Source organism: Polyangium sp. 6x1, assembly GCF_029946515.1.
Taxonomy (GTDB): domain Bacteria; phylum Myxococcota_A; class Polyangia; order Polyangiales; family Polyangiaceae; genus Polyangium.
Map to the genome: position 1 here is coordinate 1 of NZ_JARZHH010000086.1, position 13,144 is coordinate 13,144.

Consider the following 13,144-nt stretch of genomic DNA (forward strand, 5'->3'; position numbering starts at 1 on the left):
GGCGGCGTCGCGGGACAGGGCGGCAGCGGCGGCGTCGCGGGCCAAGGCGGCAGCGGCGGCAGTGGTGGCAGCGGCGGCGAGGCCGGCCAAGGCGGCGCCGGCGGCGGCGGGGGCGCCGCGGTTTGTCCGATCGGCGAGCACCGATGCGGGCTCGTGTGCGAGCCGGATACGGCCCTCGAGAGCTGCGGCAGTTCCTGCGAGTCCTGCCCCGCCGTCCCGAATGGCATGGCCACCTGCGACGGCACGACCTGCGGCGCGTCCTGCGCGGCCGGCCAGAAACAATGCAATGGCGCCTGCATCGCCGGGTGCTTCACCTGCCCGAGCACCCCGCTCGCGCGCTGCGCCGGGGGCTTCCAGGCCTACACCTTCACCGAGGAGATGATCTCGACGGCCGTGACGGGCATCTCCAATGCGCGCGTCCGCGTCGATCCGGCCGGCTTCGTCCACGCCGCGTTCACGAATCGAGTCGTCCCGGTCCACGTGGAGTATGCGACGAACCGCAGCGGCGCGTGGGTCGTCGAGACCGTGGCCGTCGCGGGCCCATCTCCGGGTTCCGAGGTCTCGCGGGCCCACCTCGCGCTCGGCGCGTGCGCCACGCCCACGGTCGCGTACATGCGCACCGGCGGGGGCCTTCAGCAAGCGTGGCTGGCCGTGAAATCGGGGATGAGCTGGGCCGAGGAGCTCATCCCCGTGCCGACGAGCGCGGCGGATACGACGCCGTCGACGAACGTGTCCTCCCTCGACGTCGCCTCGGACGACGCGGGCGTCCTTTACGTCGCGGCGAGCGTCGGAAACACCGCATTCCTCCTGCAACGGAGCGTCGCGGGCGTGTGGACGAGCGAGGCCGTGCCTTTCTCCATCAATGGCCTCGAGACGCCGGTGATGACGCTGCACCCGACGATGGGCGTCATCCTCGCGTATGGCAGCGTGCCGCGTATTGCCTGGAAGGACACCGGCACGTGGACGGAGTCGGTCGTGCCGGGCGCGAAATCGCTGCTCAGCTCGGGCTTCAACCACCAGCCGCAGATCGGCGTCGCGGCTGACGCCGCGGGGACGGTGTACCTCGCCTGGGGCGCCGGCGAGGCCAATGGAAGCGACAGCCTCTACGTGAGCCGCCGCAGCGGCGGGACGTGGTCTGTGCCGGTCCAGCATTCGAATGCGAGCGGCTGGGCCGCGGACAACCTGCGGGTCTACGTGGACCCGAACGGGCGCGCGCGCATGAATTACGAGATGTACGCGACCGGCGGCTCCGTCACGCCTTTCTGGTCCGTCGCGGAGGACGACGCGTGGCTGAGCCGCGGCATCTCCACGGGCGTGAGCGGCGGCGCCGTCACCACGACCGACGACGTCGGCCGGCTCTTCCTCCTCGTCAACGATAACAATGGCCTGAAGCTTCGTCATCAAGCGTGCGTCGCGTGCAGCGGCGGCTTCTGCCCGCAGATCGTCGCGGGCGCGGGCAACGTGGGGAACGACCTCTCGCTCGCCGTCGATTCGGCGGGCCGCCCGATCATCAGCTACACCGACACGGGCCGGAGCCTCCTCCGGCTCGCGCGGTGGAATGGCTCGACGTGGGTCCACGAGACGGTCACGACCGGGAGCATCGGGGACAACTCGATCGCGCTCGACGCGAACGATCAGCCGCAGGTGAGCTTTCGGGACGCCACGAACACGGACCTCAAGCACGCGCGATGGGACGGGGCGAGCTGGGTCGTCACGACGGTCGATTCGATGGGCAGCGTCGGCGCCTTCAACAACCTCGCCCTCGACGCGGCCGGGAATGCGCACATCGGGTATTTCGACTCGACGAACAGCGATCTGAAGTACGCGCGGTGGACCGGGGCCCTGTGGGAGGTCCAGGCCGTCGATACGGCGGGCGACATGGGGCGCTTCGGCTCGCTCCGGGTGGACAAGGACGGCCATCCACGGATCACGTACATCGACTTCGACGCGCGCGACCTCAAGTACGCCGCGTGGAACGGCTCGCAATGGAACATCGAGACGATCGATCCGGACAGCACCGCCAACGCCACGAGCCTCGCGCTCGACGCGGCGGGCAACCCGCACATCGCGTACCTGGATGCCGGCATGGTGAACGATCTCAAATACGCGTTCTGGGACGGCGCGCAGTGGGTGATCGAGACCGTGCTCGCCGACGGCGCCGTGGGGTCTTCGCCGGCCCTTGGGCTCGACGCGGAGGGGACGCCGCACATCGTGTTCGGTAATTTCACGACGAGCGAGGTGCGGTACGCGCGCAAATCGGCCATGGGCTGGTCGTTCCAGACGATCGACAAGTTCTCGAACTCGAGCTCGACGAACGCGCTCGTGATCGACGGCAAAGGCCGGGTGCACCTCGCCTTCCAGGACCCGAACAACTCCGACGTGAAATACGCCCGTCAGTGAAGCGCGCGGCGTCCGCACCTCGTGCCCTCGCGCTCGCCTCGGGCGCGCTCGCGCTCGTGGCCTGCGCGGGCGCGGTCGCGCCTTCCCCGGCGGCGCGCGAAGACGTCGCGAGCGTGACGGCCGCGCCGCTCGGGCTCGTCGTCCCCGCGGACAATTCGCAGGCGGTGGAGAATGCGCGTTGCGAAGGCTGTCACGAGGACGTGGCGGCCGAATGGCGTGGATCGCTGCACCAGCGCTCGTGGACGGATCCGGTCTTCCTGGCCGCCTATTCGATCGAACCCCTGCCGTTTTGCCGCGGCTGCCACGCGCCGGCGGCCGATCCCCAGAAGCCGCCGGATCCGGGCGCGCGCGCCATGGGCGTCGGGTGCGTGACGTGCCACGCGGATCTCGCGGGCGAGCCTGTCCTCGCGGGACCGATGCCGCACCGGAGCCGCTCGGCGCCTGGATTCGACACGGCCGCCGCATGCGATGGCTGCCACGAGTTCGATTTTCCGCGGCGCAAAGGCGCGCGCATGCAAGCGACCCTCACGGAGCACCGCGCGAGCCAGCACGCCGATACGCCCTGCCAAACCTGCCACATGAAGCCCGTGGCCCGCGCGCGTGGCCGCTCCGGCAAGGGACATCGATTCGAAGTGCGCGAAGATCCGGCCCTGCTCCGCTCGGCCGTCATGGCCGCCGCCGCGCCGCGCAGCGCGCGCTCGATCGTCGTGACCCTGCGCGCCGCCGCCGTGGGCCACGCTTTTCCCACCGGTGACCTCTTCCGCAGAATCGAGATCCGCGCCTCGTCCGTGGAAAATACCTCGCTCCGCGCCCCGGCCGTGGCCCTCCAGCGCGTCTTTCGCCTCGAAGGGTCGGAGAGCGGCTCCGCCTCGCGGATCGAGGTGCGCGACGAGCGTGTCCCCGCCTCGGGCGCGCCGCGCGACGCCGTGCTCGTTTTCCCCGATTCGATCGAGGGGCAAACCATTCGCTGGGAGGTCGTCTACCAGCGCATGGGCCCCACCCTGGCAGCGTCCTTCGGCGTGGACCTCGAAAAAGACGAAATCGTCGTCGCCGCCGGCACCCTCCGTATCCCCAGCCCCCCCGCATCGCCATGATGAAACGAAATGCCATGCTCGCCCCGCGTTCGCTCTTGCTCCTCACCGGAGCCGCCCCCCTCGTCCTGCTCACCGCGTCGTGCGGCTCCGCGCCGCCGACGCCGCCGACGGTCGTCGCGCCTCTGCCGAAGCCCGCGAAGGCGGCGGAGGCCCCCGCCGAGGCGCCGAAGCCCGAGATCCTCGTCGCGTGGGTCGAGACGACGCCGCCGAATCCGGTGATCGACGGCGAGATCGACGAATGGGGAGAGAGCCAGGGTTCGCCCTCGGTCAGGCTCTCCGTGACGAAAGACGGCGCGCATCTCATTGCGGATCTCGTCGGCGACGCGAAAAACGGCCTCTGGATCGCCCTCTCGGCGCCGGCCGCCGAGCTCCGGCCGCTCGGGGAATGGGGCCGGGACGGCACCTTTTACAAGTTCGACTGCGCGGAGGGCCTCGAACCGGAGGCCGCCACGAAATGCAAGGCGACGCTGGACCTCCACGCCGCATTCACGGCCAGGCACGCGGCGCGCTTCGAGCGGCTCTTCCGGCTCGACGCCAAGGGCCTCCGCTGGCTCGAAGCAGGCGGCCTCTCGCCCGTCCCGAATGCGATCGTCGCCTCGAAGGTGAAGGGCGACCGGGTCACGACCGAAATCAGCCTCCCGCTCTCGGCATTGCCGCGGATCTCCGAGTCCCCGGCGTCGACGTTTTCCCTGGCCGCGGTCACGGGGCCCGCCGACAAGGCGCCGGCGCTCGCGCCCGAGCAGCGGGCGGAGCTCAGCGCGCCCGAAAGCATCGATTTCGAGCCGCACGGCGAGCTCCGCGCCGCGGCCCGCATGCACGCGCTCGACCAGGCATTCTCCTATCACCCCGCGCAGCCGAACATCGTCGAGCTCGTCGATTTCCCCGACCGCGTGCACGGCGGCACGTCGCTCGAGCCCACCGAGCAGGTCCTCTGGGAGCCCGTGACGAAGCTCGGCGATCTCGAGCTCGGCTACGTGCACGTGCTCGACACGTACGTCGGGATCTTCAAGGCGAAGAAGCTCGTCGACACCGTTCTGCTCGTGGGCGAGCCCAAAGGGTTCGTCGAGCGAAACAAGATGGTGCATTTCTTCGGGTACGACGAGCACATGATCGATCCGATCGGCGCGACGAGCGCCTCGTGGAGCGTGCTCGCGGTCGACGCGACGGGCAATACCTCCGAGCCCCTGGATTCGGACCTCCTGCCATCGGGCTGGTCCTCGGTCACCGCATTCCAGGACAAGAGCTTCGACCGCTTCGGCGTGCGCGGCGTCCCGTATGGCGGCGACGAATCGGAGCCGGGGGGCCCGCTCGAAGTCGTGTGGACGTGGAACAAGAAGAAGGCCGCGTACGTCCCCTCGCGCCAGGTTCCGCGCGGAAAACGCTGAACTTCCGGGTTTCTCCGGTTTCATTCCGTCCCTTGACGATCGCTCTCCGCCTGCACAGCCCTCGGGCCGGCGCGAGCGGAAACGGTACGCTCTCAGCCGAGCCTGCTGGCCCGGGCTCTGCAGTGGTGTTCGGACGGCCGCCAGTATTGGTAGGACGAAGAACACCATGAACAGAACCCGAAGCGTCATTCTGGTCGCGTCCGTATTCGCGCTCCTCGGCGCACAACGCCTGACCTCGGCGCAAGAACCGCGGCTCCGCCCGGATTTCGCGTCGATCGGTGAGTTCCGAACCCACGAGATCCTCGTGCCGCGGGCTCCCGGACGAGAGCCCATGAACGAGACGAACCGGCCCGCGCGGCTGCACCCCGAGCTCCGGGGCGCGCTTTTGCGCCTCCAATCCGGTGCGGATTCAGGCGAGAGCTCGCGGCCCATCTTCCCGTCGAGCTGGTGGCCGATGAGCGACAACGGCATCGCCGCTCGCTGGAATACGCGAAACAAGGACTACAGCGATTACCGCTCCGATCCGGACAACGTCTCGCCCGTCGAAAAATACGATCTACTCATGAATCCGGGCGAAGCGCAGCGGCTCCCGCAGGTCCGCGCGTTCACGTCCGAGGAGATGCGCAGGCCGGAGCGCGAGCGCGGGCAGGGCACGGTCCGCCCCTCGATCGTCGTCGCGGGCCCCGCCACCGCGTGGGAGCTCTTGAACCACGGCACCTACCAGACCACGGTCCCCGAGTCGTGGTGGGGCCATTGCAATGGCTGGTCGTCGTACGCCACGGCCGAGAAGAACGGCGCTCCGATGCGCGACGTGCGCGTCCGGCGCGAAAATGGGCGCATCGCGGAGTGCAACGGCGAGCGCGACCGCTCCTGCGTGCTCTTCCGCATGGCCGACATCGAGGCGCTCTTCTCGGAGGTCTACTTCCACGACTCCTCCACGATGGCCGGCAACCGCTGCAACGTGCCCGAGGACGACATCACGCGGGACAACGTCGGACGGCCGACGACCCCCGCCTGCCGCGACGTCAACCCCGGCACGCTGCACATCGCCTTGACGGGCCTCATGGGCCGCGGCGCGCCCGCGCTCGCGAACCTCGGCGGTCCGCGCGAGAAGCTCCCGTTCGTCATCGATTACGCGTACGGCGACGAGGTCTGGACGTTCCCGGTCGTACGATATCGCGTCCAGGAGAACGAGGAGATCGACGAGAGGCGCGCCTCGCAGCTCGTCTGCAACGGCAATGGCCCCTCGTCCGGCTGCCGGACCTACCGGTGGAACGAGAACGCCACCCGGTTCGCGCGGATCCGCACGAGCATCTACCTCGTCAATTACGCGGCGTCCATCGAGCAGATGCTCGTGCCGCCCCTGCAGCGTCGTCGCCCCCTGGCCGAGGTCTCGCTCAATTACGTGCTCGAGCTCGACGGTCGCGGCACGATCCTCGGCGGCGAATGGACCGAGTCGCCGACGGGCGTCGGACCGAACAGCAAGGAGCTGCATCCCGACTTCCTTTTCATGTCGGCGTTCCCGGACGCGAGCGACGAGGCCGGCGACGATACGAGCGGACGCTCCGACAACCCCAACATCTCGTACGTGGTGCTCCAGCAGATCCTGCGCCTCTCGCGCAATGGCCGGTAGGACACGAAAGGCCGTGATGGGAAGACACGTGATCGCCCTCGGGGCGCTCGCCGCAGGCCTCGCGGCGTGCGCCCCCGAGGGCCCCTCGGCGGGCGTCGTGGAGACGGCGCCGGCGGTCGAGCAGAGCAGCGCGGAGCTCCGTCGCGGGCCGCCCTCGCTCTGGACCGCGGAATGGACGTGGCTCGTCTTCGCGGCGAACGACGACCTCGATCCGAACCTCGTCTCGGCGTTCGATCAGGACGCGCTCGAATGGCAGCACGGCCTCGGCGGCAGCGCCCTCTTCCGGATCCTCGTGCAGCGCGACTATGCGCCGTTCCAGGTGGGCGACGACGGCAGGCCCCGCCCCTCCGAGCGATACTCGCTTTATCGCGAGGAGATCCGGCCTCCGGGCCGGGAGAACGAGGAGCCGGGCGTCATGGTCCTCGGCGAGACCGACACGAGCGACATGGCGACGCTGCGTGATTTCCTGGTGGAGGGCGTGCGGATGTACCCGGCGCGCCATTACTGGGTGACGTTCACGGGCCATGGCGACGGTTTCGCGGGCCTCGCGGACGACGCGACGTCGGGCGAAGGAAAACGTTTGTCCCTGGAGGGGCTCTCGGCGGCGCTCGGCGAGGCGTCGAGGGTCATCGAGACCGAGATCCGCACGAGACCCGGCCTCGGCGGGATCGGGGCGTCGAACCGCATCGACGTCGTCGCATTCGACGTCTGCCGGCTCGGCGCCGTCGAGGTGGCCTCGTCGCTCGCGGGCGTCGCCGATTACATGATCGCCTCGCGCGAGACGGTGCCGGACGCAGGTCACCCGTACAGCGCGCTCCGCTACATCGCGCAGGATCGCCCCGCGGCGAGCCCACGCTTGCTCGTGGAGACAGTCGTCACCGATTACGTGCGCGCCTACATCGAGGGCGTCTCGACGGCGGGACGCGCATACGTCGGCACCTCGGTCACGAGCGTCGGCCTCGATCTGCGCCGCATCGGCAAGCTCGAAGCAGCGCTCACCGACCTCGTCACGGCCGTGCGCCGGGAGCGACCTCGGGGCTTTCGCTGCGAGGATGTCACGTCGCTCCTCACCGAGGCCTGCGGCGGGGCGGGCATCGTCGCTTCCGCGGCGTCGGCGTCGCACGGCGGGCGCTCGCGGCAGCGGTCGCGGACGCGCACGACGGCCTCCGACGCGTCGGTCGATCTCGTGGCCTTGCTCGAGCGGCTCGCGGATCCCGCACATTGCGGCCCGGGCGGCTCGGGCTCGGTGATCGTCGGCCCGGACGTGGCGGCGGCGGCGCGCGAGGTGCTGACGGTCATCGGCCGGCCGCACCTCTGGACGAAATCGGAGCCCTGGGGCGAGCAATTGCAATATGGTGACCAGTACCGCCGCCTCTCCGGCTTCCACGCGCTGAGCCCGTTCGTGGTCGAGGCCCAGCGCCTGGAGCCGCGCACGGGCGCGCGGCTCGGCGGCCTGAGCGTGCTCTGGGGCAATCCATTCGAGCTCTTGCTCCGCGAGAATGGGCGTTCGCTGATGGACACGTACCGGGCGACGTCGTTCGAGAAACGCACGGGCTGGACGAAGATGCTGGAGGCGTGCGTCGACCAGGCCGAGGCGTGCCGGACGGGCAAGCCGTGGCCGAATGGGCCCGCGGGCGAGGATCCCTGCGAGGGCCTCTGATCTCGCCCGCCCCGCCTACTTCTTGATCCTGTCCGGATCTCCGAGGAACTCGAAATGCATCGTGTCCTCGAGCGCGTCGTGCCCGAGCCAATCGAAGCCGAACCGTTCGAATGCCTTGATCCAGCATTTCGGCATCGCCGCGCGGTCGTAGGGCGAGCGCGACTTCTGCTTGCATTTCGGGTGGCTCGGCCAGGGGTCCACGCAGCCGCAGCACGGGTTTCGGTCGGGGTCGACGTCGAGCGCGATGCCGAAGAGGTGGTTCGAGATCTCGATGCCGCGATAGGTATTCGCCCCGCGAAAGCCCCCGAGGGCGCGCGGCGTGTACTTGGAGGCGCCGGTGCAGGATTTCTTGATCTTCTTCTCGACGCAGGCGAGCGCGGGCGCGACCTTCGCGTGCACCGAAACCGGGAGGCCCATGAACTGCACGGTCACGGCCTGAGGGAGCGCGCCTTTCGGGTTCAGCTTGCGCGTGACGTCGTCACCGACGTTGCCGTAATGGGTGGCGAGGAACTGCACGGCCTTCGCGTGTTTCCCGCCGTCCAGCGCGCCCTTCGAGACGAACGTGCGGCGCTCGAGGAATTTCTGCGGGCTCTGCACGCGGCAACCGTGCTCGAACACACCCTTGCCGGCGGGGGCCTTCTTCTCGGCCTTGGGCTTGGCCTTGCCCTTCGCCTCCTTGGCCTCGGCGATGGGAAGCTCGCCGGTGACGAAGGGCGCGGCACAGACGAGGCCGAGGGCGGCCGCGAAGAGCAGGCGCGAGGCGCGCTTCAGCCTTCGGTCGTCGGGGCGCGGGGAGCGGGCGGACACGCCGGAGTTCTACACGCAGATCGGGCCGGAGGGAAGGGACAGCGGCGGGATTCCGTCACCGCTGCCGATGCCGCTGCCTTGACGAGCACGACAGACCGTGGTTTACGGCCCGGGTGAGCTCTTTCCTTGGCCTTACCGCTCGGCGATGGCTTGGATTCTTCGCCGGCTTCGTCGCAATCGGTTGCAGCGGCAGCAGCACCAGCACCAGCACCACACCACCGATCGCGCAAAGCACGCCCGCGGCACCGCCGAGCCCACCGGCCGCGCCTCCGGTGACCGTGGTCTTTCAGCCGTGGCAAGTGGGGGGAACGCGCCTCCTTTCCTTGCCAGAGCGGAAGGTGATCTGGGCCGGTGAAAACCATCTGACGTTCTTCGACAGGCAAAACGCCGGCGAGGCTGTCGATCCGGGGCGGTTCGTCGCCGTCGCCTCGCTTCCCGTGAACAACCTCAACACACGGAGCATTGTTCTCACGTCGAATGGCGCCGACGCCATCGTGCTCGCTTCGGTCGCCGCGCCCGTCTGGGAGGGAAACATCATCCGGCCACCGTCGGCGCGGGTGGTGGAACGGTGGAACCTCGCCACGCGCACGCGGATCTGGTCGCGCACCCTGCCGGCCATGCCGAACATCCAAACCGGCGCGTCGTCGACCGAAAATGACGACCTCCTGACGCTCGGCCCGCGCGGCCTCTTCGCGACCCGCTGCATGCAGATGATCGCGCGCTCGCAGACCAACTGCCATGTCGTCGCGCTCGACGAGCGTACGGGAGCGATGGGCGCCTCGGAGGCATGGACGTTCACGGACTTTCCTTTCTCGTGGTCGAACCATGACTCTCAGGAAGTGTCGAAAGGACGGCGTCATACGCTCGTCAATGCATACCGGTACTGGCAGCAGTTCCCCCACTTCCTGGTGTTCGACGACGTGGGGCGCATCGTCGGGAGGGTGCGAGCGTCGTGCGCTCGTTTCGCAGATGACAATGCGGAGCAGATGCCGACGATCCTGGTCGACGAGCAGAGCAACCTCGAGGAAAACGCCGACGTCTCCCGGCGTTTTCGCCTGATCAAGGACGCGAGCGCCTGTCAATTGCAGCAACATTTGACGGACGCGCGCAAGTACCAGAGAACGGACGACACCTATCCGTTGACGAGCCAATTCAACTGGATCGGCGGGGGCCGTCGGATCGTATGGAGCTCCCTCACCCACCGTATCAGCGCGCCGGGCGAGCTGCCCAAGGCTCATTCCGTGGATGTGGGCCGCCTGGGCCTCCCCGCGCCGCTTTCCCCGCCGCCCGGCGCGGCGGATGCTGACGTACTCTTCGCCGGATCGGGCTCGGATCTGTATGCGTACACGAAGGAGAAGATTTTTCACCTCGAGGACACCGGCTTCGTGTTCGATTCGGCGAAGACCGGGCAGGGCGTTCTTTTCAGCCGTGGCAACGAGGCGCTCATGGCGACGTACGCGGGGCTCGACGCCAGCAAGTACGTCCTTTCGCTAGGCAAGCGAAAGCCAGGCAAACCCGGCTTCACGTGGCAAAAAATCACTGCCGTCTCGCAGTTCAGGCCGGATTTCATCTCGTTCGAGAACGCCGGGCGTCCACAAGTGCTGATTGCCGGCGGCAAGCAAGGGCTCCAGTGGGTCGACACGCGGACGGGGCAAGTGTTCCTGCGGAGCTGCGCGCCCGGCGCTCCATCGCCGAATCCCTGTAGCGATCGCAAAGCCGAGAACGATTATCGCGGATTGGTCCTGTCGAGCGCTCGGAAGACGGCCTTCACGGTGCACCTGAAGGACCAGAGCACAAGGTACAACAATTCGTTCGACGAGATCGAGTTGTCCACCGGCAAGACGCTGCGGAGCTTTCCGGCGCCGGATTGGAGTACGTCCGACCCTCTCGACTTGCCCATGGGCTGGCTCGAGAAAGAGCGCCGGTTTTGGGTCGTGGGGCACGATTTCCGGGCCGGGAGGTCCGGGGCCTCCGTCACGATCGTGACCCTTCCCGCCACGGACGGCGCCGAACCGCATTACGAATCGTTCGCCACCCACTCACAGCCCGCTCATATCGGCGCGGATCCGGAGGGTCGCTTCTTCGTGGCCGCGCGCGGTGCCGATACGATCGACGTATTTGCCCCCCATGGCGCCCTCGTGCTCACGATGGGCGTTCGCGCCGATGGCTCCTTCGCACAGGCGGGCGACGGCCGGTTTGCCTGCACGGGCAAAGCATGTGACGAATTTCGATGCGTGGTCGGGAACGTGGCTCGCCAGGTCACCGACCCGGCCTGCGCCGCATTTCGCGTGGAAGGGTTTTCCATCGTCGACGAGCTTGCGCGCATCGAGAAGGCTCGCGCGGCCGGCAAGGCGAGCCGGCCCGAATGACGAGCGGCTCGCCCGAGCCCCGTTTCAAGGGTCGTACGAGAGCTTCAGCACGGACTGCTTCGACGAGCTGTAGCGGATGTTGACCTGGTGCACGCCCAGCGAAGCCGGCTGATAAAGCGGGTCGTAGGTGTCGAGCACGAGCGCCAGGCGGTGGCCGGCGGGCACGTCGTAGCCCGCCGCGACGAGCTCGATGGACATCTTCACGTCCTGCCCGGGCGTCGCGTTGTGCAGCGTCCTCACGCCGTGCGAGATCAGCTTCCCGTTGCCCAAGGCATCCTCGTCGTAGAGGTAGGCGACGAGCTGGGTCTTCGAATGCGAGGGAGATATCCAGACGTCGAGGGTCGAGACGCCGCGGAGCTTGAGCGGGGAGCTCAGGGACGAGGTCTCATAGGTGATCGAATTGACGTCGGAGGCCGCGGGCAGCCAGGCCGAGACTTCGAGGTCGAGGTGCGCGTCGAGCGCGGCCGAGAGAATGGGGATGCCCGTCGTGGCGATCGAGTCGGCGCCCGACAAGATCGAGTTCGTGTACGTCGATGTATAGGGAGAGCTCCGCAGGGAGCCGTCGCCGATCAAGCCGCGGGGGCCCAGGTAGAGGGTCTTCGTGCTGACGCTCGCGCTCGGCCAGTCTTCGAATGAGACGCGCTGGTGCGAGGACTGGAGCTCCATCGTGACCGGCGGCTCATCCGCGATGCCGTTGTCCACGCCCTTGAGCCAGTAATCGAACCAGTCGTGGACGTTGTCCCACACGTAATTCGAGAGCCCGAGCAGGCCCGTCGCCTCGGCGCTGATGTGGATGCCCTGGTTGACGTCGATTCGCTTGGGGCCGGTGAGGAGTGAATACAACTTCAGCGAAGAGTTCGGCTTGAACAGCTCGTCGTTGAAGTTGTTGCTGATGTAGACGGGGGCATTGCGCGCGTTGATCTTGTCCACGTACGTGAGGGGGGAGCGGTCCTCCGCCCAGGCGAGCGCCTCGGAGACGTCGGTCCCCGCGAGCAGATCGCCGAAGTACACCGGGATGTCGCTCGAAATCTCCCCGAGCAGGAAGCCCGAGCCGACGAGGAGCGTGCCCCATACGAGGCTCGTCGATTCGCCGCCGTAGAGGGCGTCCGGCAGGCTGCCCCATCCGCTCAGCGCCGCCGCGGTCTTGATGCGCGGCTCGTGCGCGAGCCCGAGAAGCGAGAGCCCCGCCCCGTACGACATCCCGGAGATGCCGATGTTCGAGATGTCGGCCTGCGTGTTCGCGTCGAGCCAATCGATGATCGCCGACAGGTCCTCCATGTCCTCGGGCCCGCCCACGGTCGCGAATGCGCTCGACTGCCCCCAGCCGCGCGCGCTGTAGCTGAGGACGAGGTAGCCGTCCTGCGCCAGCTTGCTCGCCTGGACGAGGTACTCGTGCTCCTCGAGCGCCCAGCTATTCACGAAGATGATCGTCGGGAGCGCCGCGTTCGAGCTCGTCGTGGCAGGCGTGAAGAGGTTGGCGGCGATCTCGGTTCCGTCCGCCGACGTGATGACGATCTGATCGTCGAATGTGACGCTCCCGGCGGCCAGCGCGCTTTGCGAACAAACCAGTCCCGCAATGGTGCCGAGCACCACCGTAGTAAACTTTTTCATGTTTTGCGTCCCTCGGTAAGAGCCTGGGAAACGGCAGAAAAATCCGCCATCTGCGCGCACAACCACGCGCATCGCCCGTCATCGCGAAATACCCCTACACGAGCCAGGGTCGAAATGGCTAGCGAATTCCTACGCACGCGAAGGGATTTGTGGGGACTCCCAGGAACGTGACGCCGCCTGGCGCT

General features: G+C 68.1%; 7 protein-coding genes and 1 pseudogene. 6 read left to right on the forward strand and 2 right to left on the reverse strand.

Annotated features, from left to right (window positions below):
• From QHF85_RS43645 to QHF85_RS43665, 5 genes and pseudogenes are all read left to right on the forward strand, one after another.
• Window positions 1-2,400 (forward strand): annotated as a pseudogene (locus QHF85_RS43645) (hypothetical protein); the annotation flags it as partial.
• A complete protein-coding gene (locus tag QHF85_RS43650) occupies window positions 2,397-3,494 on the forward strand; it encodes a multiheme c-type cytochrome (RefSeq protein ID WP_281333413.1) in 1,098 nt (365 codons plus the stop codon). The pseudogene QHF85_RS43645 and the gene QHF85_RS43650, both read left to right, overlap by 4 nt.
• Window positions 3,491-4,879 (forward strand): hypothetical protein, encoded by a 1,389-nt coding sequence (locus QHF85_RS43655; protein ID WP_281333414.1) that lies wholly within the window; start codon window positions 3,491-3,493, stop codon window positions 4,877-4,879. Before QHF85_RS43650 ends, QHF85_RS43655 begins: the two co-directional genes overlap by 4 nt.
• A 166-nt stretch (window positions 4,880-5,045) precedes the next feature.
• Window positions 5,046-6,512, forward strand: a complete 1,467-nt coding sequence (locus tag QHF85_RS43660) for a hypothetical protein (protein ID WP_281333415.1) — start codon at window positions 5,046-5,048, stop codon at window positions 6,510-6,512.
• A gap of 16 nt (window positions 6,513-6,528) precedes the next feature.
• Window positions 6,529-8,172 carry a clostripain-related cysteine peptidase gene (locus tag QHF85_RS43665; protein WP_281333438.1) on the forward strand — a complete coding sequence of 548 codons (1,644 nt, stop codon included), beginning with the start codon at window positions 6,529-6,531 and terminating at the stop codon, window positions 8,170-8,172.
• 15 nt (window positions 8,173-8,187) lie between these two features.
• Here the strand turns inward: QHF85_RS43665 and QHF85_RS43670 are convergent, their stop codons facing one another.
• Entirely contained in the window at window positions 8,188-8,979 is a 792-nt protein-coding gene (locus tag QHF85_RS43670) for a M15 family metallopeptidase (RefSeq protein ID WP_281333416.1), read from the reverse strand.
• Between the two features lie 323 nt (window positions 8,980-9,302).
• On the opposite strand from QHF85_RS43670, the gene QHF85_RS43675 reads away from it, so the two are divergent.
• Complete coding sequence (locus tag QHF85_RS43675; RefSeq protein ID WP_281333417.1) at window positions 9,303-11,348, forward strand: hypothetical protein; 2,046 nt, start codon at window positions 9,303-9,305, stop codon at window positions 11,346-11,348.
• A gap of 24 nt (window positions 11,349-11,372) precedes the next feature.
• On the opposite strand, the gene QHF85_RS43680 is transcribed toward QHF85_RS43675, so the two are convergent.
• A complete protein-coding gene (locus QHF85_RS43680; RefSeq protein WP_281333418.1) occupies window positions 11,373-12,959 on the reverse strand; it encodes a CocE/NonD family hydrolase in 1,587 nt (528 codons plus the stop codon).
• Window positions 12,960-13,144: the final 185 nt, after the last annotated feature.